This window comes from Sorangium sp. So ce128, from assembly GCF_051525245.1.
Classification (GTDB): domain Bacteria; phylum Myxococcota_A; class Polyangia; order Polyangiales; family Polyangiaceae; genus Sorangium; species Sorangium cellulosum_B.
The window spans coordinates 11983133-12005521 of record NZ_CP150313.1 but is presented as its reverse complement, the minus strand read 5'-3'; the positions used below and the strand labels follow the sequence as shown (position 1 = coordinate 12005521).

The window sequence follows — 22389 nt, the reverse complement described above, 5'->3', positions numbered from 1 at the left end:
GGCGCTGGTCGCCCACGACCCGGCGCCCGCGGTGGACCCAATGCACGCGTTTACCCCAGCGCAGGTCGAGGTGCTCCGGAAGACGCCGCGGAGAAAGCTCGGTTCGGCCCGACGCCGGAGCTCGTCGGGCTCGACGAGGTGGCGCGACCGCAGCGATCTATCTACGCATTGCCATCCTCTGCGTCCGGAGCTCTTCGAAGCCTCGACTCCGTGAGCGAACCGATGTTTTCCGGGCTTGGCACCAAGGGGACCCATTGCTCATGCGAGAACATCACGATCTCAGCGACCCGCTTGGCGAGCAGGCGATCGCGGTCGGCCGCTCTCTCGAAGCCTGCGAATCCGAACGAATGTGCCGCCTGCAGATCCTCGATACGCCGCTGACAGGTGCGGTACAGCGCCCAAAGCTGCTGAGGCTTTCTCAGCTGGAGCCATGTCGTCATTCCCGCTGCCAGCAGCGAGAGCAGCGACGGCACCAGCTTGCTCAGCCAGAACCCCTCGCCGAGCATGACGAAGACCGGCGCCACCAACGTGCATGCGACAGTGGCGGTGAAGCAGATCAACGCCTCGGCCTTGTTGTGATCCGCCTTTCTTTCGAAGTGCAGGCGCCACTTCCCCGCATAACTTACCGCGTCAATCTCGTCGGCCATGGTGATTCGAACTTTGCTGTCTCTCGAGGAGAGCGCGCTTCCAGTTCGCCGCTGCGTATCGCACCCGAGGCGTGCAGGTCGAGGCTACGCGCACCGCTGACGGTGGATCAAGTCGGCCGGGATGTCGTAGAGAGCCAACCGGGAGCCATCCTCGGTCCCTCCTCAGCCGCAGGCGAACCCTACGCGCAGGAGATCCGTCCATGCCGCTCACGAAGACCTCCGCCGCTCGACGGCTGCCCCCACATCATCGCACCCGGCCGAGGGGCCAGCGAATCCAGATGTCGGCATCAAACGCCGATCGCGCCGGGAGCCTGGCAGCTCTATTTGCCGCTCAGAGCTTTCCAACTCCGGCCGACGCGGGCACGAGCGTCTTCACGGCGTTCGCGTCGCTCGTCAGCGCAGAGGAGTACGCGTACGGGATGTCCGCCGCGCAATTGGCGGGATAGGCGCGCGACGTGCGGCTCACCTCGACGTTCGAGATGCGCTCTGCCTTCCCGGGTGAAGGGCCCGGGCCGGATCCCCGGCGCGGCGATCACCTGATGGTGGCGAACGGCTTGATCTGCGCCTCGATGGCTGCCCGATCCCCGGCGATCACGATCGTCATCCGCGAGTCGTCGAGGTACTTCTGCGCCACACGTCGCACGTCCTCCGGGGTCACCGCGAGGACGCGCTCCACGTAGGTGTCCAGGTGATCGTCCGGCAGCCCCTGGAGGTCCACGTCCTCGAGCGCGTTGATGAGGCTGCCCCGCGACGACATCTGCAGCGCGAACGCGCCGGCCATGTAGCGCTTGATCGAGGACAGCTCCTCCTGCGAAGGCGGCTCGGCCTGGAGCCGGTCGATCTCGGCGAAGATCTCCTTGAGCGCGGGACCCGTGACAGCCGTCGTGATCTCGGCGGCCTCCACCCAGTATGCGGTCCTCCGGTGGTCCACGAGCACGCTCACGGGCGAGTACGTATACCCCTTCTGCTCGCGGATGTTGCTTGTGATGCGGGACGAGAAGGCCCCGCCGAGCAGCGCGTTCGTCACCTCGAGAGCGATGCTGTCGGGGTGGCGGCGCTCGATCACCGGCAGGGCCAGGCGCACGACCGACTGCGGCGCGCCGGGCCGGTCGATGACGTGGATCTCCCGGGCGCTCCGGCCGACCGGAGGCGTGCGTTTGGGCTCCGCGCCGCGCTTCCAGCTGCCGAAGGCGTCGCGGATCGCAGCCTCCACCCCGGCCACGTCGAACCGCCCAGCCACATAGAGGTGCGCGCGCGCCGCCGCGAAGTTCGCCTCGTGGAAGGCGCGGGCGTGCGCGGCCGAGTACCCTTTCAGCATGGCCGGCTCGGGGAACAGGCGGCCATAGGGGTGCCCGGGATAGAGCAGGGCGCCGAGCTTCTCCCGGGCGAGCTGCGCGGGATCGGACTTCGCGATCGACAGGGCGCGGAGCAGGTCCGCCCGGATCCGGGGCACATCGGCCTCCGGCAGCCTCGGCCGCTGCGCCACGTCGGCGATGAGCTTCACCAGCTCCGGGCCGCACTCGGAGAGCGCGTCGCCCTCGATCTCCGTCGTATCGAAGCCGACGTCGACCGCGAGCTGCCCGCCCATGCGGGCCGCGGCCAGCGCGATCTCCTCCGCGCTCCGGGTGGTGGTGCCCTCCTCCATCAGCTCGCCGGTCAGGCCAGACAGCCAGACCTGATCGGCGGCCTCATCGATGTTGCCCGTGCGCACCGAGAGATCCACCGTCACCTTCGGCAAGGTGCCAAAGGGGATCAAGGTGGCCCGCATCCCGTTCGGCAACGTGAGCTCCGTGGTCGATGGGACGTCGACGTCCCTGGGGGGGCCTGGTCGGGGCGGCCCTTCGGCGCGCGCCGCAGCGCCGAGGAGGGTGAGCGAGGCGAGCGTGGTGAGCACAGCGCGTTTCATGAGGGCCTTTCTCCGTCTACCTACCTGTCGGCCCTCTTCGGGCTCTTCGTCTGGGTTTGCCCCTGCGGCAGGCTGCCCGCGGCCGGCTCCTCCGCAGCGGCCGGCTCCTCCGCGGCCCCGGGGGCAACGGTGAGCACCGTCCGGTTCGTCGGCCTCAGGTACTCGCGCGCGGTCGCATGCAGGAGCTCTGGCGTGATCCGGGCGAGCTCCCCCTCGATCCGGTTGAGCCGCTGCGGATCGTCGTCGAAGAGCGCAAAGCAGGCGAGCAGGTCCGCCCGGCCGAGGCCGTGCTCCGAGTCGACAAGGTCGTAGAGCTCGGAGCGAGCCTTCAGCACGGCGAGCTCCAGGGTCGCCCGATCGACGGGCTCGCGCCGGACCCGCTCGATCTCCTCGTCGATCGCCGCGAGGATCACGTCCGCGGGCTTGTCGGCGTCGTGGATGAGATGGGCGGTCCACAGCGCCGGGCCGTTGATGTTGAACATGTTCCCGAGCCCCACATTGATGCCCCCACCCACGCCGCCGGTGAGGCCGCGCCGCTGCACGAGGGCCTGATGCAGGCGGCTGTCATCGCCTCGGAGCAGGATCTGATGGAGCAGGCCCATCGCGTAGTACTCGGGCGTGTTGCGCGGCGGGGCGTGGTAAGCGACAGCGAGGGCGGGGCGGGTGGCGAGCGCGTCGGTCCTGCTGGCGCGCTTCTCCTCCTCCTGGCGCGGCTCGGCGGTGTCGGGCCGCTCCGGCTGCGGGGACCGCGGGATGTCGCCGAGGTGCTCCTTGACCCACGCGAGCGTCTGCGCCGGATCGAACTCGCCGACGACCGCCACGACCGCGTTGTTCGGCGCGTAGTAGGTGCGGAAGAACGCCGTCACGTCCTCGAGCGTCGCGGCGTCGAGATCCCTGAACTCGCCGTAGAAGTTGTGCGCGTTGTGCCAGTTCTCGTTGGCGAACTGCGGCATGTCGAGCCACGGGAAGCCGCCGTACGGGGTGTTGAGGATGCCGCCCTTCACCTCGTTCTTCACGACGTCCTTCTGGTTCGCGAGGTTCTCCTCGGTGATGTCGAGGCCCCGCATCCGGTCGGCCTCGGCCCAGAGCATGACCTCCACGGTGTTGGAAGGAACGGTCTCCCAGTAGTTGGTGAGGTCGAACCGGGTCGAGCCGTTGAGGACTCCGCCGTGCGCGTTGACGAGCCGGATGAACCCCATCTTTCCCAGGTTCTGCGAGCCCTGGAACATCATGTGCTCGAACAGGTGGGCGAACCCGGTCCGATCTTTGGGCTCGTTGCGGAAGCCGATGCCGTAATAGACGGCGACTGTCGCGATGGGGGCCGTCGTATCGCGCGAGAGGACGACCTTCAGGCCGTTGTCGAGCTTGTGGTACGCGACGTCGACCTGGAGCCGGGCCGGGGCGCCGGGCGGCGCGGGCGCGGCGGGCCGCGGCGAAGCAGAGCTGGGCGCGTCGCTGGTACAGGCCGCGCCAGCGCAGAGCGAGGTGGCGAGCGCGAGGGCGAGAAGGCGGATCCGGTTCGAGGGCAGGAGCATCGTGGGCGCCTTGGCAAGGACTGCGGATCAAAGGCGGGCCAGAGGAGCGGCCGGCCAGGGCGGCTATGCACCGTGGGATGATGCCAGCGCGATGTCGATCACCTGATGCTGCGCAGAGACATGGCAATGGGGTAGTCGTCGCCGTCGCGATCGCGCCCGTTCGCAGGTCGCCGCGGCCTCCTCCTTCGAGGCGCCAAGGACGAACTCGACCGGTCAGGCCTCCGCCGACACGGCGCTTCAGTCTCCGCGGGTCTCCACAGGCCTCGCGCCGATCGACGCAGCGGTGATCCCGTCGGCCTGCACCACGCACGCCTGGATCGGCCTGCCGAGCGACGCGCGCCCCGCCACGGCCCCGCGCTGCGCTTCGAGGAACGAGATCCCGCCGCGCGCGTCGCACAGCGCGAAGCCGCCCGTGTAGGCGGCGCCGCCGAGGAAGTCGGCCTCGCCGGCGTGCGCCCAGGCGAGCGCGCCGGAGCGCGCGTCGAGGCCGACCGCGGCCCGGTAGTACGTCGCCACATAGCGCTCCGCCTCGATGCCCGGCGGGCCGGCCGGCCGGGGGCGGGCGTAGAGCCGCGCCCTGTCCTCGGCCGAGGCGGTCGGCGCGAGCACCTCGGTCCCGGCGGTCATCCAGACCGGCGCCCCGGGCAGCTCGCGCGCCGGCAGCCGCGCGGTCGACGCGCGCCCGGCCGCGCCGAGCCCGATGAGGGCGTCGAACCGCGTCGCCGCCTCGCCGCCGAAGAAGACCGCCCCGCCGAGCAGGAAGGCGCGGCTCACCTCGGTGCGGAGCAGCGCCCGCGCCACCTCGCCGCCGGTCTGCAGGTCGAACACCGTGACGTAGCGCCCCTGCCAGGGCAGGAACGCGTAGCGCCCCACGACCGCGGGCACGCCGATGGCGGCGGAGTCCTCGATCTGGCGCAGCACGAGGCCCTCGCGGCTCACCGCGAGCACGACGCTCGTGGTGCCGGTGGTCGACACGAGCGAGACCACGGTGGTCTCGCCGTCGTCACCCGCGCCGCGGAGCCTGCCCCCGGCGCGCCGCGTCCAGAGCAGCTCCCCGGTGCGCGCGTCGAGGGCGAACAGCTCGCCCCGGCCGAGCCCGACGACGACGCTCCCCGCGACGGCCGGGCGCGCGTCGAGCGGGTGCGCGAAGGTCCACGCCGGGCCGCCGTCGAGCGGCACCCCGACGAGCTCGGGCGCGCCCGCGCCCGCGACGACGCCGACCGCCACGTCGGCGCCGAGGGGGATGCGCCTGCCCGCGAACCGCCGCTGGAAGGCCGCGATGCCCGCGCCGCCGTCGTCCTTCCAGCGCGGGTCGAACGCCTCGCCCTGCGTCTGGCCGCCGCCGCAGGCGACGGACAGGGCCGCGAGCGCAGCGCAAACAGGGACGAGCGGCGCGCGGGCGCGGGCGGCGGCACAGAGCGCGCGCGGGCGCGGGGCTCGTCCGCGGGCCGTGGCCGGAATAGCCCTGTTCGAATCCATGATCTCGGGCACCTGCGTCCACGTTCCGGCGATCCCCCGCATGCGGTGTGTTCCTGCGCCGGTCGTAGCGTGGCTTCGGCTCACCGAGCAAGTGAGGGGGTTTCTGCGAGCAGCGCTCTGGCAGCTCACGCCGAGAAGGCGCCGTCGATCGTCAGGCTCACGCCGTTGATGTAGGTCGACTCGGGCCGGGCCAGGTACGTGACGAACCGCGCGATCTCGTCGGGGTCGGCGATGCGCTTCTCGGGGCTCATGTTGCGCACCCAGTCGACGTGCGGGCCGTCGGCCGGCATCATGTCGGTCGTCGTCGGGCCAGGCTGGACGTTGATGACCGAGATCCCGCGCGGGGCCAGATCCAGCGCCAGCCCGCGCACCAGCCGGGCGACCGCGGCCTTCGTCATCCCGTACACGGCCGAGCCGGCGAGCATCGCGCGCTCGGCGATGTTGCTGCCGATGACGAGGATCTTCCCGCCGCGCGAGAGGTGGTTCGCCGCGGCCTTGGCGGCGACGAACACGCCGCGCACGTTGACGGCGAGCATCCTGTCGAAGTCCTCGAGACTGTATTCCTCCACGTTGCCGAAGATCAGGATGCCGGCGTTGTTCACGAGGACGTCGAGCCCGCCGAGCGCCCTCGCGCCCTCGGCGATCGCGCGCTCGAGCGCGCTCGCATCGGCGCTGTCGGCCTGAAGGGCGATGGCGCGCCCCCCCTCGGATTCGACGGCCGCGACGAGCTCTCGCGCCCGGTCCGGCCTGCTCACGTAGGTGAAGGCGACCGCCGCGCCCTCCCGCGCGAGGCGCTTCACGATGGCCGCGCCGATGCCGCGCGATCCGCCGATGACGATCGCCTTCTTCCCCGCGAGCGGCCCGATGTCGTTGTTCATGTTGAGCTCCTTTGTGTCGTTGGCTGTTGTGCTTCGATTTACTTGAACGATCAGTCAAAAATAGCGCGCGGCGAGGGCGGGGCCCGGAGCGGCCGCCGCGCGATCAGCGCGGGCGCAGGCTCTGGACCGCGAAGGCCGCGACGTCGCGGAGGGCTTCGGTCGATGCGCCGGCCTTGGCCTGCACCTTCATCCCGCTGAGCGTGGTCGCGAGGAAGCGAGCGGCCGCGCGGCTGTCGACCGCGCGGCCGATGTCACCCTTCACCTTGCCGTCGTCGATGACGTCCTTGAGCACGGTCTCCAGCAGCGCGGCGCTGGTCGCAGTGAGCGCGCGCACCTCGTCGTCCTCGCGGGCGAGCTCGCAGACGGCGTTCACGCCCATGCAGCCGAGGGAGCGCGCCGCGCCGTGCTCCTCGGCGAGGTCGACGAGGACACGCTCGAGCGCCGCGAGCGCGCTCGGTCCGGCCCGGAGCTCCTTGATCACCGAGGCGATGCTGTCGGCGTTGTAGGCGCGGAGCGCCTCGAGGAACAAGCGTCGCTTGTCGCCGAACGTGTCGTAGAGGCTCTGTCGGCCGATCCCCATGGCACGGACGAGATCTTCGGTCGAGGTGCCGGCGAAGCCCTTCTCCCAGAAGACCGGGATGGCGCGCCGGAGCACCTCGTCGCGATCGAACTCCTTGGGACGGGCCACGGAGAGAGCATGATCGTTCTGGACTATTGAGTCCAGAAAAAAAGAGCAGGGCACCGGGCCTGCTTTCCTGCGGCTCTGGCCGTCGGGGCGCCGGGAGCGCCGTGTGCTCGACCGCGGGGCGGCAGCGCACCAGCCGAGGGCGCCCCATGGGCGTCCAGCTGGGGATGGGGGCCGCGATGGAGCCCGCGTCCCTGGATGAAGCGCTGCGTCCCTGGGTGACGAGCACGCTGCCGCAGTTGCCCCCTGCACGGAGGCGGAACAATCCCGTCCCTGGAGCGGCGCTCACCTGCGCGCGGTACGGGCTCAGCCGAGGAGCTCGGCCTGCGGCCAGGTGGTGCAGATCTGAAGATTGAAACGTCAGGCACGCTCGTTGCTCATGACGCCCGCACCCCCCGCGACCCCCGCGAGAATTGGAGCGCGATGAGGGGCTATCCGGAAGCTCCGAGCTTTCGGCGGCGAGGAACGCGCGCTCGTCGAGGACCGGCGGCGTCAAGGCCGGGCGCGCGACCTCACACAGGCTCGATAGTACGGGGGCCACCAGCAAAGAGAATGAAACATCGGTTTCTCCCAGCCTCAGGGCCATTTCGAGTTCGAATCATTCACTGCGAGGTTCAAGCATGAAACGATTTCATTGTGAGACGCTCTCCGTGTGCATCCTGGCAGCGGGCGTCGCCGCTTGCAGCGGCTCGACCGGCGATCCTCTGCCGGTGGGCTCGACGAGAGGCCCCCAGCCCGACCAGGCTGCGCCGATCTCCTCCGGGGACGACGGCTCCGGAGCGGAGGGGGACGATCTCGCCCCCGCCGGGGAGCTGAACGACGATACCAGCGCGACCGAGGAGGAGCTGAGGCCCAAGGAGGACGACTCCCCCCTGTCCACCCTCCCGTTCGACCCCACGCGGAGAGATAGCCCGAAGGGCCTGCCGCTCCCCTTGCAAAACGTGACCTGCCCCAGCTTCGAGGGATTCACGTGGCATGACGAGACTCCCACGACCGGCGCCGATCTCGGGAACGCGGTCGCCGCGTCCTGCGACGCCGTCTACCAGGTCGGGTCCACCACCGGGGCCATCTCGGGCGAGGTGAACAGCGGCGCGAGTGACGCCTTCATCCGCAAGGTCGGGCAGGACGGGAACCTGTTGTGGGGCGCGCAGGTCGGCACGTCGGCGAGCGACCAGGCGACGAGCGTCGCCGTCTCCTCGGCCCAGTGCCCCGCGAGCGGCAACGAGTCGCTCTACGTGGTCGGCCACACGAGCGGCGCGATCGAAGCCGGCCAGCACAAGGGATCGTCGGACGCCTTCCTCGTCAAGCTGAACGCAAACGGGACCGAGGCGTGGCGGCGCCAGTTCGGTACGGCTGTGGTGGATCAAGCGTGGTCTGTGGCCCACGCGCCTGACGGCAGCGTCTATGTGGTGGGCTCCACAGGCGGGAATCTCGCCGGGGTGAACCCGCCGCCGACGAGCGGCACGACGTCGCTGTTCGTGGCGAAGTATTCGGCGAGCGGCGATCCTGTCTGGACCAGGCAGCTCGGAGTGAACAACAGGACGACCATCGCGCGCAGCGTGTCCGTCGGAGCCGATGGGCAGGTCTACGTCGCCGGTTACACCACCGGCGCGCTGGCAGGCCAACCGTACGCGGGCGGCAGCGCTGACGCCTTCGTCGCCCGCTACAGCGACAGCGGTGCTCTGGGCGGGGTGGCTCTCCTCGGCACGAACCTCCAGGACCAGGCGTTCAGCCTGACCACTGCGGTGGAGTCGGGTCAAACCGTCGTCTACGTCTCCGGCACGACGAACGGGAACTTCCCCCCTTATGCCTCTTCGACGGCGTATGACGCCTTCCTCGCCAAGCTGGACGCGAGCCTCACGACGCAGTGGATCCGGCAGACAACGGCGAGCGAGAACGTCTCCGCTACGTCGGTGGCCGTCATCGGTGGATCTGTCGTGTTGACCGGCCAGACCGCCCGCGACCTCGACTCCGACGCGTCCCTCGGGAGCGCGGACATGTACCTGCGCGAGTACAGCACCGCGGGGGCACACCTGCGCACCGAGTACATCGGCACGAACGCGACGGAGGCGGGACAAGGCGTCGCCGTCGATCCGAGGGGCAACGTCTTCCTGACGGGCAGGACGGACGCGCCGTTCTGCGGTCACTCCTTCGGCGGCGGTGGTAGCGACGCCCTCCTCGTCAAGGTCATGAAGGGGTGCCGCGTGGACACCGCTGATTCATCCTGCAAGCCCGCCGTGTGCTCGGGAGACCCCCATTACGTCAGCTTCGATAATGTCGCCTTCGACTTCCAGGGGGAGGGCGACTTCGTGATGGCGACCAGCACGGCCACTCCCGATCTGGAGATCCAGATCCGGCAGTGCCCCGTGTCGCCGGGCGTCTCGACCGGCCGGGCCGTGGGCGCGCGCATCGCGGGTGATCTCGTGGAGTTCCACGCGAACGGCGCGCTCTACTTGAACGGGCAACAGGCGACGGTGCCGTCGAGCGGCGCGCTCGCGCTCGCCGGCGGCGGGAGCGTCTACCAGTCCGCGAGCGGCAGGACCGTGCTGGCCTGGCCGACGGGAGAGCGGCTGGCGGTGCGTCCGAGGAGCTATGTCCTCGGCCTGTACCTGGACATGCTCTTCCTCGTCCCGCCGGCCAGCGTGGGCAACATGGTCGGCCTCTTCGGGAACGCCGATAACGACCCCACCAACGAGTTCATGATGGCGCGGGACGGCAGCGTGCTGAGCAGCGCGCTGACGTTCTTCGAGATGTACCAGGACACGAACAGCTACGCGGACGTCTGGCGGGTGGGCGCCGCCCAGGGCGACGTCGCGCTCATCCAGCAGGGCACGCCGTGCGGCGATCCGGCCGGTCCCGGGCAGCCAGCGTGGCTCAACAACCTGACCCCCGCGCAGAGGGCCGCGGGCGAGCAGGCCTGCGCCGGCATCACCGACGAGACCATCAAGCAGACGTGCATCCTCGACGTGGGCCTCACCGGCGACCCGAGCTTCGCGGACTCGGCCCAGGAGGTCGCCACGGATCTCGCGAACCACGGGCAGGGCGGGCCGGTCATCAACAGCCCCCGCAGCGTCTACTTCAATCAATTCACCGGATCCATCGGCCAGGAGTGGGCGTCCATCGTCACCAGCGTCACCCCGCTCGGAGACCGCACCTTCCTGGGGCAGTTCGGCAACGAGACGGCGCACCTGACGCTCGACGATCTCGCCCCCCACACCGAGCTGACCGTCAGCTTCGACCTCTACCTCATCAACGCTTGGGATGGCGATGGCCCCTTTGGCCCCAGCGTCTGGGCCGCCTCCGCGGACGGCGTCGAGCTGCTCAGCGAGTCCTTCTCCAACACCATGAGCTCCCAGAGCTATCCGCTGGACGGGAGCCTGGCCGGGTCGGGAGCGCTCGAGGTGAACACCCTCGCCTATCCGTACGGCGATTCCGTGTACCGCGTGAAGCTGGTCTTCCCGCACTCCGCGCCCGACCTCGCGCTCGACCTGTCCGCGACTGGGCTGACCGGCCTCTTCGATGAGGGCTGGGGCGTGACCAACTTCGAGGTCCAGGGGCGCTGACGTTCGCCGAAATCGCCGTGAAATAGTGAGGGGGGGGTTGAGACGAACGAGGATGCGGCGCACCGCCTCTGGGTCCGTGATCGTGGAGAGCGCGCGCATCCTCCGTTCGCACCTCGGGCATCGCAAAGCATCGAACCCGAAGGTGCGTTTCATGAGCACGGCCCCCCCGCACGCATCCTCTCCTCTCGGTCAGCCGCTGCTCTCCAGCCCCTCCCTCGCCGGGCCCGCGCCGCTCAGCCAGCCTCCGCGAGGAAGGCTGCGAGCTTCTCTGGGTTGCGGTGGGCATAGATCCCTCGAATCACGCCCTCGTCGACGCTCACGCTCACGGCAGAGATCAGCCGATCTTCGTCGTGGACCAGGAGCCCCGGGGAGCCGTTGAACCACCGCAGCACGAAGCGGTAGCGGCCATCGGGGTGCGCCGTGGCGCTCCAGACGCGGGCGAAGAAGGTGCTCACCGCGTCCGCGCCGCGCAGCACATGGGTCACCGTCTCGGCCTTGCCGCCCCCGTCCGCGTGGAGCTCCACGCCCTCCGCGAGCAGGCTGCGGAGCTCGTCGATCCGGCCGGCGCGGGCGGCGTTCAGGAACGCGGTCAGCAGGCGCTGGTGCTCGGTGGACGACGCCGCGAACTTCGGCCGCGCGTCGCGGACCCGCGCGCGGGCGCGGGAGGCGAGCTTCCGGCACGCCGCGCTCTCTTTGCCGAGCAGGGTGGAGATCTCGTCGAAGCTGTAGCCGAACACGTCGTGCAGCAGGAACGCGGCGCGCTCCTTCGGCGTCAACCTCTCGAGGGCGTGCATCAACGCCACCGAGACCGTCTCGTCGATCTGCGGCTCCTCGTCAGGGCTCCGCGTACCTTCCATCAACGGCTCCGGCAGCCAGGTGCCCACGTACGTCTCTCTCCGGGAACGCGCCGATTGCAGCGTGTTCAACGCGATGCGGCTGCACACCGTGACGAGCCACGCGCGCGCGTCGCGGATCTGGTCGATGTCTGTCTGGCTCCACTTCAAGAACGTCTCCTGCACGATGTCGAGAGCGTCGGCGCGCGTGCCGAGCATCCGGTAAGCGAGCCCCTCGAGGAGGGGGCGGTGGCTCTCGAAAAGACGCGTTCGGTGATCCATGACGGTTACTCGATGGCGTTGGACATCAGCACGGCGAAGCGCCAGCCCTGCGCCGTCCGCCGGAAAACATGCGTGTACTTCTGCCGCGCGGCGAAGACGCCCGCGGCCCCGCCGCGCCGCATGGCCACCTCTTGCCGGCCCACCTCGACGGCCAGGTCGCCGCTCCGCTCGATCCGCTCCGGCGTCTTGCTGAACGACGCGAAGCTCGCGCTCCGGAAGAGCTCCGCTTCGCACGCGAGGAACCGCTCGCGGCCGGAGACGACATCGTGCCCCGGGATCAGGAGCTGGATGTCGTCGGTGCAAAGCGCCGCGTAGGCCTCCGCGTCGCCCCGCCGGATGGCAGCGGCCTGCGCAGCCCGCAGCCCGCCGATCTCCCGGCGATCTTCCTCGGTGAGCGGCCCGAGCCACACCGGCTCTCCAGGAGAGGCGAAGAGATGGTCGATCTCGGCCCGCGCGCACGCGACGCGACGCGACCGAGAGGCCTCGTCTCCGCTCATCCCATCCAGCGAGATCACGTCGACCTTCGTGACGCCGATGAAGGCCAGCATCGCCCGCAGCGTGCGGGTCTGAAGCTCGTCCTCGGCGGCGGGCGAGGCGACGCCGCCGCGCGCCGTCACGATGGACGCCGACTTGCTGGTGAGGAGGCCCACGTAGCGCCCTTCTACCTGTGCAAACGTACGGTCATTGCGGATGACGTGATCGAAGTAGGCCTTGAGGGTCGATGGCAGCGTGAGGTTGTACAGCGGGCTGCTGATCAGCAAGTGATCGGCCGAGCTCAGCTCATCGATCAAGGCGTCGGACAGCGCGAGGCCCTCGGGCGGCGGCCCCCCGGAAGGCGGCGGGGGCGCGAGAAACGCAGCGATGGTCACGGCGTCGAGGTGCGGCACCGGATACCGGGCGAGGTCGCGAACGATGACGCGACCGCCGGGATTCGATTCTGTCCAGCGTACCTGGAAATAGTCCGCCACGCTCCGCGAGGTCGACCCTTGCGTACGGGCGCTTGCATCGATTCTGAGCAGTCTCTTCATGTCCTCTCCGGGTGGGGTCCGCTCCCAGGACAAGGCAGCCCCCCGGAATGTGACCGCCGGCGCAGCCCGGACGCAGGCGCTCACGCCTACGGCGAGGCCGCGCGCCGGCGGCCCGGATGGCTCGTCGTGGCGGCGCTCGATCCAGGTGAGGACACGGCCCGCGGGATCGCGCGTCCAGATCCCTGACAGCCTCTCGCTCAGGGCACCATCGTGTTGAGCAGGAGCTGATTCGCCTGGCTATAATTCCCCAGCATGAGATCCAGGTCCCCGTCGCCATCCATGTCGCCGACGTCCCCGTCGGCCGTCAAGAGGAGGGTCTGGGTGAGCCAGGGGGCGTCGATCTGGGCGAAGTAGCCGCCGGCGTTCGTGTACAGCGAGTGCTTGCGCGATAACATCGAGGGGATGTTGCCCCGCAGCATGACGATGTCCACGTCGCCGTCCATGTCGAAGTCGCCGAGCTCGACCTCGCGAGCGTCGGCGTCGTAGGCGTGCGCGCTGATCCGGCTCGCCGTCACGTTGGCGAAGTACCCGGTCCCGTTGTTCGAGAGCAGGACAATCTGAGCTCCGCTTGCGGGGGCGAACACCAGATCCAGGTCCCCATCGGTGTCGAGGTCCGCAGCCTCGACGTCGACCGACCCGAACGTCGTCAGCGGCAAACTAGCGCCCAGACGACCGCTGGCGTTGATGAACGGGCCTCCCTGGGTGTTGCGCAGGAACATGGTCGTGGTGCCGGCCAGGATGAGCTCGGGGTAGATGGCTTGACGGATCGCGAGGCAATCCGCCTGCTGGGCCGGCGTCACCGCGCCGCTCGCCACGAGCCCGGCGACCGAACGCTTGGGATCGGAGCAGATCCCACACAGGGCAGGAGGGCGGCCAGCGCACGCGGAAGCGTTGACGTCCGCGAGGTCCACGCACAGCGCCTTCTCCACCGTGATGTCCTGCGTCGTGGTGCCGAACCAGAAGCTGCTCTGGTCGGTGAACACGCCGTTGCCCCCGTTGATGAGCAGCGTCGAGTTGCCCGGCGCGACGTTCCCGAAGAACGCGTCGAGATCGCCGTCGGCGTCCACGTCGCAGAGCTCGACCGCGCGATCCGACATCGTGGTCGATGGCAGGCGCCCGGTCGTGGCCACCGTGAATGTGCCGCCGGAGTTGAGGTACAGGGCGGCCTTCTTCGACGCCGTCGTGCCCGTGGCGGAGTCAGCTGCCGCGATGATGTCCATGTCGCCGTCGCCGTCCACATCGCCGGAATCCACATCGGTGTGCTTGACCAGCACGCCGGGAAATTGCAGCGCCGTGACGTCCACGAGGTGGCCGCCGTCGTTCCTGAGCAGGCGCGGCTGCATGAGGGCGACCGAGTAGGGCGCGATGAACACGTCGAGATCACCGTCGTTGTCGATGTCGATCAGGTCGATGTCGCTGGTCGCGGTCGTCGTGCCCAGCGGGACGCGCCCCACCGTGCCGTCGGTGAACAGCGGCTGCGGAGGCAGCGGCGCGGTGAGCGCGGCGTGCGCGTCGACGATGCCGCCGGTGCGGGTGAGGCCGGCGAACGCGGGCAGCGGCGCGGCGGTCTGCTCGATCATCTTCACCACGCGCACGGGGTCACCCCGCAGCTCGCTGTGCTGGGACAGGAGCAGCCCGGCAACGCCGCTGACCATCGGGGTGGCGAGGGACGTGCCGTTGGCGCCGAGGAAGGTGTTCGTGCCAGGCGCCGCGACCGAGACCGTCTTCGCGCCATAGGCGGACGATTGGCCGCCCGTCCAGACGGAGCGGTTGCCGGACTGGTCGCTCGCCGCGACCACGATCTTGTTGGGCAGCCCGAGATGAGCGGGGAAGTCGGCGAGGAGCGGATTCCCAAACGAATCGACCGCGTCGAGGTTGGTCCCCCAGTTGCCCGCGGCGGTCACGAACAGGAGATGGGAAACGCCGAGGTCCCAGACGGCCTCCGTCATGTCATGAAGGGCGTCCTCGGGAGTGTACGAGATCCCCGTCCAGCTGTTGAAGCTGCCGCCGAACGAGCTGTTGACGATGTGCGCGCCGTTGCGCGCGGCGTACTGGTACGCCTCGAGGATGGCATCGTACGTCGGGGCGGCGACGGTCGTTGGTGTGCCGTTCACGATGCGCGTCTCCAGGCGCCCGTTGCCCAGGGGCATGATCTTGACCCGCTGCATCACGCCGGTGTAACCGGCGCAGTCGTCTCCGATCTCGCCGAGAGCCCCCGCCACGATGTCTCCGTGCGTGTTTCCGGTGTCCACGGGCCACGGGTCGTTCGGCCTGAGCGGGTTGCCGCCGAGGTCTTGTCCCGGGCGCGCGAACTGGAAGCCGCGGCAGTCGTCTGGATAGCCGTTCTCGTCATCGTCTCGCGCGGCCCCATCGCAGTCCTGTCCTTCGGGCGCGCCCAGCAGCGCGCCCGGGGGCAGGGCGTTGCAGGCGACGCCGCCGGGGCCGATCTCGTCGGCAATCGAGCCGTCGCCGTCGTCGTCCAGGTCGTTCGTGTAGATGCGCGCGACGTCGGGATCGAGCAGATCCGTCGCGCCGTCGCCGTCATCGTCCACCCCGCAGCCGCCGGGGCAGCCGTCGCTGTTCAGGTCCGACCGCGGGCAGGTCCCGCCCGTCGTGAGTGGCATGCAGTTGCTGCTGCACGGGGGCGCGGCGCAGCACTCGTCCGCGTTGAGGTAGATGTTGTCGACCAGCGGATGAGGGCCCGGGCCGCCGCAATCGTCCGTGTCGTAGTACGCCCCCTGATAGTAAACCACGCCGCTGTCGACCACCGCGACGACGACATCGTGGGATCCTCGCTGGATATCCCAGGCGGCGTCCACGTTCATCGCCTCGATGTACCAGTCCTGCGTGTAATAGAATGGATCGTTCGGCACATAGGTCGGCACGGCGATCAGGTTGGGCAGGGCGAGCCGCACCGGCTCGCCGCCCGCGAGGAGCGCCGAGAGCGCCTCCCTCTCCGTCCCCTTCGGCACGGTGACCACGCCCATGTCCGGAGTGATCTGCCGCGCGAGCGCGCCCTGTACACCGGAGAGGACCCTCCCGCGCTCCTCCGCCGACGTGCCGGAGCTGAACTTCACGATGAGCTCGCCCGGCGCCATGGACGCGAGGGACACGACCACGATGTCAGAAGCGCTCTCGTTGCCGTCGATGTCGGTCGCGACGATGTGGACCCGGTTGGGCGTCAGGAACTCACCCGGGTCGTTCCGGAGCGGCAGGTCGATGGAGAACTCTCCTGCCGGCGTGAGCGCCGACGCCTGCGCTGGCGCATCGCCGATGCGGACGCTGACCGATCGCGCCAGCGTGTTGTCCTCGACGCGGCCTCGCAAAGTGAATGTCCCCTGAGCCACGATGTCTCCCTTCGCCGAGGACCTCGCGTAGTCCTCGGCGACGCGGAGCCTCGGGGCCTCGTCCGTCGCGCCGAGGCGGATGGCGTCGAGCCGGCAAGGGCCCGTGGCGCCCCGCGGGAGATCCAGCGCGATCGTGAGCCGCAGGTCGTCGTAGTCTGTCTTGAGCGCCGCCACCAACTCGGCAGGCAGCTCGAAATCGACGCGTGTGAACTGACCTGCCGCTCCCTGGGGGAGCGCGACCTCCTGGATGAACCGGCGCTCGATCCTCTGGGAGGGCAGCTCCACGAACAGGTGGACGTGCCCCAGCGGCTCCGCGCCGGGCGGCGCCTCCGGGAGCGACAGGCTGATGGAGAGGGTGGAGTGGACCGCCGCGAGGGTGCTGAGCGGCGCGCTCACCAGCTCGTGGTACCCGCTGCCGGGCACCTCGAGGCTCTTCTCGCCGTGCGCGCGCTGGTCGCTCGCCTGCGCGGCGCCGCCATCGAGCGTCCACGCGCCCGCGTCCTCGAAGCCGAGGATGCTCTCGTTCGACGGTCGCGCCGCGCCGGCGCTCGGGGCGCCGCCCGGAGCGACGCTCGTGCCATCGCAGCTGCATATCAATGCCGCGGCGACGACCCATCGTCCACGTTTCATATCATTCTCTCGCTGATGCCCGAAGATTGAACCAAGATGGAAGTCGGCAGGTCCACGATGGAGGGCCTTCAGGGGGCGTGCTGCATGACGTGCCTGTCGCCGGCCCGTTGGACGCCGGCCCGCGTGTCGGGCGTGCACCGGGCGCCAGGCAGGCATGGCAATGCTCATGCCCGCCGGTTCTGCACGTGCGGCCATGTCTTTCGGCCGGCTTCTCTCGCGAGGGCGGGCGTGAGGTGGCGCGATGTCACGGTGCGACGGCCCGCTGTCACGTGACAATGTCACGTGACAGTCACGGGACAGGAGCCGGCCCGCCGCTCCGGCCCCCGGCTGGCCTCGACGAAGCACGTCTCCGGCTTCGGCCTCGGATTGTGGATGACGCGGCGCATCTCCGTCCCAGCCGCAGCCTCCGCCGATCGCCCGGATCCGCCTTACGCCGCGCGTGCCCCTGCCGCACGAGCCGGTCGATCAGGGGTGTGGGGTCGTGCTCGGCTGGGCTCCATCGGCATCTGACACACGAGGCTATGCCCGCTGTCCGGCGTAGCCCACACGAAGGGGGACCCCATGTCCGTGTGCATCACCGATGTCATCGCCCGCGACATCCGCTTTCCGACCTCGCGCTCTCTCGCCGGCTCGGACGCCATGAACCCGAGGCCGGACTACTCGGCGGCCTATGTCGTGCTCGAGACCGATGGCCCTGAGCAGATCGAGGGGCATGGCCTGACCTTCACGATCGGCCGTGGAAACGAGCTCTGCGTGGCGGCGATCGACGCGCTCCGCCCCCTGCTCGTGGGCAGGCGCGTCGACGCCATGACGGCCGACATGGGCGCTTTCTGGGACGAGATCACCGGCGACAGCCAGCTCCGCTGGGTCGGCCCGGAGAAGGGGATCCTCCACCTGGCGACGGCCGCCGTCGTCAACGCCGCCTGGGATCTGTGGGCGAAGACCGCGGGCAAACCGCTCTGGAAGCTGCTCGTGGACATGACCCCGGAGGAGCTCGTCCGCTGCGTCAGCTTCCGCTACATCACGGACGTGCTGAGCCCCGAGGAGGCGCTCGAGATCCTTCGCCGGAATGCGCCTACCCGCGCTGCGCGGGAAGACGAGATGCGGCAGCACGGCTTTCCCGCCTACACGACGTCGGCAGGGTGGATCGGCTATTCCGACGACAAGCTGCGCCAGCTCTGCCGCGAGGCGCTCGCGCGCGGCTTCTCGCATTTCAAGATCAAGGTCGGCGCGAGCATCGATGACGACGTCCGCCGGGCGCAGATCATCCGGGAGGAGATCGGGGCGCAGCGCCGGCTCATGATGGATGCCAACCAGGTGTGGGACGTGGACCAGGCCATCGCCAGCATGCGGCGCCTCGCCGCGTTCGATCCGTGGTGGATCGAGGAGCCCACGAGCCCCGACGACATCCTCGGCCACGCCGCGATCGCCAGGGCGATCGCGCCGATCGGCGTGGCGACGGGGGAGCACACCCACAATCGCGTCATGTTCAAGCAGATGTTCCAGGCGGACGCGATCCGGTTCTGCCAGGCGGACGGCGCCCGGCTGGGCGGCGTCAACGAGGTGCTCGCCGTGCTGCTCATGGCGGCCAAGTTCGGCGTCCCGGTCTGCCCTCACACCGGCGGGGTCGGCCTCTCGGAGATCATGCAGCACATCTCGCTCTTCGACTACATCTGCGTGAGCGCGTCGCTCGAGGATCGCATCCTGGAGCATGTGGATCACCTCCACGAGCACTTCGTCGATCCGGTCGTCGTCCAGGCTGGCCGGTACATGCCGCCCACCGCGCCGGGGTACAGCACCACCATGCGGCCCGAGTCGCTCGATCGGTTCGAGTTTCCGACCGGCGCGGCGTGGGCGAGGTGAGGCAGGCTGACGACGTGCCGTGCGCCTGCCAGAGCAGCCGAGCGCTCCGGAGGCTAGGACCGGGCCCCTTGTCTCGACGCGATCACGGCTCTTCGAGCCGCGAGCGGACGACCTCGCCGTCGAGCGCGCTGCCGTCGGCCTCGATATAGAGGTGATCGCCCACGATCGTGACGGCCCATTGGCGCCGCAAACCCGCGTTCTCCGCGAGCGCGGCGACGAGCCGGTGGTCGACGGTGGAGAGCGAGATCGCGCCGGTGACCTTGCTCGCGCGCGAGGCGGCCTCACGCGCGCCGGACACGAGCTCGTCGCGCCGGCGCGCGTCCGAAAAGAGCGCGTGAACGGCCACGCCCGCGTTGTGCTGCACGACTCTCTTGAGCTTCTCGAACGGCGCCGCGCCGCACTCGATCCAGGTGAGGACGCGGCCCGCGGGATCGCGCGTCCAGAGGTCCGCCCCCTCGGCGTCGGCGAGCCCTGGGCCGAAGGTGAGGCCCTCCTCGTGAAAGAGGCAATACGCGAGCACCCGCAGCATGACGTGCTCGGCGCTCTCCGACGGGTGGCGGGCGACGATCACCCGCTCGCTCGCCTCGCGGCCGCGATCGACGTGCGAGAGGTCGATGCGGAAGTCCATTCGTGTCGAGGGGAGTGCCATCGATGCTCCCGCTAGCCTCGATGCGCCGCGCCGCCGTCGCCGAACGCGGCTTCGGGCAGCGCCGCTGCCGCTTCTTGTTGCTCTCGCCGCAGGCGGGCATCGAGCACGACAACCCCTGTGTTCAACATCGATGACCTCCGGAGCGCGCCGCTGTTCGCATCGCGCAGGACCGTGCTCCAGCCGAGTACCACGCGAGCGAAGGAGAGCCTATCTGGAACGTGCCTCACGGTCACGTGCTTCGCGCGGGTCTCCCTCGCACGGCTTCGCGATCGTCGGCCGGCGATGGTATAGGGCCTTGTCCATGATGTCCCGCCGCGCCGTGATCGCCGCAGCCGGCCTGTTCTCCGCCGGCGCGCTCGCCCCGGGCCTGGCCCGCGCGGCGGGGCGCGTGCCCGCGCCCCTCCCGGCGTTTCCCCTCTCGATCGCTGTGACGGAGGAGGAGGCGGGGAAGCCGGTGCGCGACGACGCCTGGATCGACGCGCAGATCGCCGAGGCGGTCCGGCTGTTCGAGCCCGCCGGTGTGGCGCTCCGCAAGGTCGGCGCGCGCACGCTCGCCCCGCGGTTTTCGCAGATCGAGACGCGCGAGGACCGGGACGCGCTCGCCTCGGCGATCGAGGCGCGCCGGATCAACGTGATGGTGGTCGCGTCGCTGCGGGATGTCGACGATCCTCGGCGCTTCCGGATGGGCGTGCACTGGCGGCACCGGGCGACGCCGGAGCGGCGCTTCGTCATCCTCGCGGCGAACGCGCGGCCCACCGTGCTCGCGCACGAGCTCGGGCACTTCTTCGGGCTCGGGCACAGCGGCGTCGACGACAACGTGATGAGCTACGCGCGCACCGGAGCGCCCGTCTCCTTCGACGCGGCGCAGATCGCGAAGATCCGGTCCGCCGCGCGCGGGTACGCGTCGAGCAAGGCGTTCGAGCCCGCCTAGAACGGGAAGGAGCGGACGTTCGTCCTGGTGAGGATCGAGGGCGGCCAGCGCTCGCCGCAGGCGCCGGAGGACATGAGTCATTTCGGGTTTGCGCTCGAGAGCCGCGCCGCGGTCGCCCCCGCCGGGGCTCCTCCGTGCCCCCGCCGCTCAGCCCCCGCCCCGCGCGGCATCCTACCTACTCATCGCGAACCATCCGACACGCGCGGGAAAGGCCTGGATTTCGGCTCGATTCGAGGAGGACGCGAGACCCATCACGCGCTCGTTCGAAATCACGAGCGACCCGAGTAAACTGTGCGGGAATGTTCTACGTGTCGAAGCTCGCAGCGCTGCGGATCGCGGGGGTGTTCTTGTTGGCCTCGCTCGGGGGCTGCTCGAGCGAGGCAGGCGAGGCGAGCGAGGCGAGCGGGGCGAGCGATGACGGGAAACCGCCTGCGCCTGCCCCGAAGTCGCTGGCCGTCGTGTTCACGCCGAAGGGAGGCACCTTCCAGGCGTCCGAGCCCGTGGAGCTCACGGTCGAGGACGAGCGCGCCGCGGTGCACTTCACGACCGACGGCTCGCTGCCCACCGCGAGCTCGCCGGTCTACGTCGAGCCGCTCGTGCTCACCGCGTCCACGCGGGTGCGCGCCCTCGCCGTCGTCCCTCACGCCGCGCCTTCCGGGGAGGGGGGCAACGGGGGGGCGGGAGGCAACGGGGGGGCGGGAGGCAACGGGGGGGCGGGCAGCGACGGGGCCGACCTCCTCGGGCCGATCGCGAGCGAGGCGTATTTCAAGGTCGCCGCCGATAGCGCGGAGTTCAGCTCGGAGCTGCCGATCGTCGTGATCCACACCTTCGAGTCGAAGCAGCTCGACCCGCTCGAAACCGAGTTCGTCCCGGCAACGTTCATGCTGCTCGAGCCCAACGCCGGGCAAACCAGGCTCCTGGGCCGCGCGAGCTTCGATGGTCGCATCGGCATCCACGTCCGCGGCGCGACGTCCCGCGAGTTTCCGAAGAAGCAATACGCCGTCGAATTTCGTGACGACGCTCTGGACACCGATCTCGACCGGGAGTTCCTGGGGATGCCGGCGGACTCCGACTGGGTGCTCAGCGATCCGGTGAGCTTCGACCGCTCGCTGATCCGCAATGCGCTCGCCTTCGAGATGAGCAACCGCATCGGCCGGTACGCGCCGCGCACGAGCTTCGTCGAGGTGTTCCTCGTCGACTCGGGGGCTGACGTGGCGAAGAAGAGCTTCCTCGGGTTCTACACGGCGATCGAGAAGATCAAGCGCGGTCGGGATCGTGTCCCGGTGGCCAAGCTCTCGGCCGACGATCTCACGGAGCCGAACGTGACCGGCGGCTTCCTCTTGCGCATCGACAAGGGCGACGATCAATTCAAGGCCGCCGGCCAGGACCTCCAGTTCGTGTACCCCGATCCCGAGGACATGCTCACCCCCGCGCGAAGGCCGCAGCTCGACTACATTCGCGGTTACATCGACGACTTCGGTCAGGCCGTCGACGCGGATGACTTCAAGCAGCCCAGCAGCGGCAAGCACTATTCGAACTTCATCGATCAAGACGCCTTCATCGACCACAACATCATCAACGCCCTGACGAAGAACGTCGATGCCCTGCGGATCAGCACGTACTTCTTCAAAGATCGACAGGGCCTCCTCTCGGCCGGTCCCGTGTGGGACTTCGACCGGAGCCTCGGAACGCCCTACGATGAACGCGCGTTCGAGCCGGAGGAGTGGAAGCTCGAGGGCTCCGACGGGACCGACTACTTCACGGAGGGCTGGTGGGGGTCGCTGTTCCGCGATCCGGCGTTCAAGGCGCGGTACAAGGCACGTTTTCTGGCGCTGCTCCAGGGCGAGCTCGCGCCCGACAAGCTCGACGCCATGGTGGACGGCCTGGTGCGCAAGGCGGGAGCTCCGGCCGTGGAGAGGAACTTCGCGCGCTGGCCGGATTCCCCGCCTCTCAATGGGTCCCACGACGCCGAGATCAGCCTGCTCAAGGACTTTCTCCGCAGGCGGGCCAGCTGGATTCGCGACGAGCTCATGACGTGGTGAACGTGCGTTTCATGAGCGCGGCCCACGCGACGTAGCGCGACGTTGCGAACAGCTCCCCGTCGAGCAGCCGCCCGAGGGCAAGACCGAGATC

15 protein-coding genes are annotated in these 22389 nt (G+C 69.6%); 4 read left to right on the top strand and 11 right to left on the bottom strand.

Annotated features, from left to right (window positions below; all coding sequences use genetic code 11):
* Positions 1 to 161: 161 nt before the first annotated feature.
* The 7 genes from WME82_RS45535 to WME82_RS45505 all read right to left on the bottom strand — a co-directional run bounded on the left by WME82_RS45535 (position 162) and on the right by WME82_RS45505 (position 7133).
* The gene (locus tag WME82_RS45535) at positions 162 to 647 is read right to left on the bottom strand and encodes an SLATT domain-containing protein (RefSeq protein WP_438040427.1); all 486 of its coding nucleotides are present in this window, start codon (positions 645 to 647) and stop codon (positions 162 to 164) included.
* 331 nt (positions 648 to 978) lie between these two features.
* Positions 979 to 1113 (bottom strand): hypothetical protein, encoded by a 135-nt coding sequence (locus WME82_RS45530; RefSeq protein WP_438040426.1) that lies wholly within the window; start codon positions 1111 to 1113, stop codon positions 979 to 981.
* 66 nt (positions 1114 to 1179) lie between these two features.
* On the bottom strand, positions 1180 to 2553 hold the full coding sequence (locus WME82_RS45525) for a M16 family metallopeptidase (protein ID WP_438040425.1): 1374 nt from the start codon (positions 2551 to 2553) through the stop codon (positions 1180 to 1182).
* A gap of 20 nt (positions 2554 to 2573) precedes the next feature.
* Positions 2574 to 4088, bottom strand: coding sequence for a M16 family metallopeptidase (locus WME82_RS45520; RefSeq protein ID WP_438040424.1), 1515 nt, complete (start codon positions 4086 to 4088; stop codon positions 2574 to 2576).
* Between the two features lie 237 nt (positions 4089 to 4325).
* Complete coding sequence (locus tag WME82_RS45515; protein WP_438040423.1) at positions 4326 to 5567, bottom strand: outer membrane protein assembly factor BamB family protein; 1242 nt, start codon at positions 5565 to 5567, stop codon at positions 4326 to 4328.
* A gap of 125 nt (positions 5568 to 5692) precedes the next feature.
* Positions 5693 to 6445 carry an SDR family oxidoreductase gene (locus WME82_RS45510; protein WP_437742661.1) on the bottom strand — a complete coding sequence of 251 codons (753 nt, stop codon included), beginning with the start codon at positions 6443 to 6445 and terminating at the stop codon, positions 5693 to 5695.
* A 103-nt stretch (positions 6446 to 6548) separates the two neighbouring features.
* A complete protein-coding gene (locus WME82_RS45505) occupies positions 6549 to 7133 on the bottom strand; it encodes a TetR/AcrR family transcriptional regulator (RefSeq protein WP_437742660.1) in 585 nt (194 codons plus the stop codon).
* Between the two features lie 617 nt (positions 7134 to 7750).
* Between WME82_RS45505 and WME82_RS45500 the strand changes: the two genes are divergently transcribed.
* Positions 7751 to 10693 (top strand): SBBP repeat-containing protein, encoded by a 2943-nt coding sequence (locus tag WME82_RS45500; RefSeq protein WP_438040422.1) that lies wholly within the window; start codon positions 7751 to 7753, stop codon positions 10691 to 10693.
* Positions 10694 to 10926: 233 nt separating this feature from the next.
* Here WME82_RS45500 and sigJ read toward each other — a convergent pair whose 3' ends face one another.
* The 3 genes from sigJ to WME82_RS45485 form a co-directional block, all read right to left on the bottom strand.
* Positions 10927 to 11808, bottom strand: coding sequence for an RNA polymerase sigma factor SigJ (gene sigJ / locus WME82_RS45495; protein ID WP_438040421.1), 882 nt, complete (start codon positions 11806 to 11808; stop codon positions 10927 to 10929).
* Between the two features lie 5 nt (positions 11809 to 11813).
* Complete coding sequence (locus WME82_RS45490) at positions 11814 to 12836, bottom strand: NAD(P)H-dependent oxidoreductase (RefSeq protein WP_438040420.1); 1023 nt, start codon at positions 12834 to 12836, stop codon at positions 11814 to 11816.
* Positions 12837 to 13033: 197 nt separating this feature from the next.
* A complete protein-coding gene (locus WME82_RS45485) occupies positions 13034 to 16813 on the bottom strand; it encodes a S8 family serine peptidase (protein WP_438040419.1) in 3780 nt (1259 codons plus the stop codon).
* A gap of 561 nt (positions 16814 to 17374) precedes the next feature.
* Here WME82_RS45485 and WME82_RS45480 point away from each other — a divergent pair.
* The gene (locus tag WME82_RS45480) at positions 17375 to 18676 is read left to right on the top strand and encodes an L-fuconate dehydratase (protein ID WP_438040418.1); all 1302 of its coding nucleotides are present in this window, start codon (positions 17375 to 17377) and stop codon (positions 18674 to 18676) included.
* Between the two features lie 82 nt (positions 18677 to 18758).
* Here the strand turns inward: WME82_RS45480 and WME82_RS45475 are convergent, their stop codons facing one another.
* Entirely contained in the window at positions 18759 to 19325 is a 567-nt protein-coding gene (locus WME82_RS45475; protein ID WP_438040417.1) for a YaeQ family protein, read from the bottom strand.
* 301 nt (positions 19326 to 19626) lie between these two features.
* On the opposite strand from WME82_RS45475, the gene WME82_RS45470 reads away from it, so the two are divergent.
* Both WME82_RS45470 and WME82_RS45465 read left to right on the top strand, forming a co-directional pair.
* Entirely contained in the window at positions 19627 to 20256 is a 630-nt protein-coding gene (locus WME82_RS45470; RefSeq protein WP_438040416.1) for a hypothetical protein, read from the top strand.
* Positions 20257 to 20564: 308 nt separating this feature from the next.
* Positions 20565 to 22298: a CotH kinase family protein gene (locus tag WME82_RS45465; RefSeq protein WP_438040415.1), complete on the top strand. Its 1734-nt coding sequence runs from the start codon at positions 20565 to 20567 to the stop codon at positions 22296 to 22298.
* Positions 22299 to 22389 lie beyond the last annotated feature (91 nt).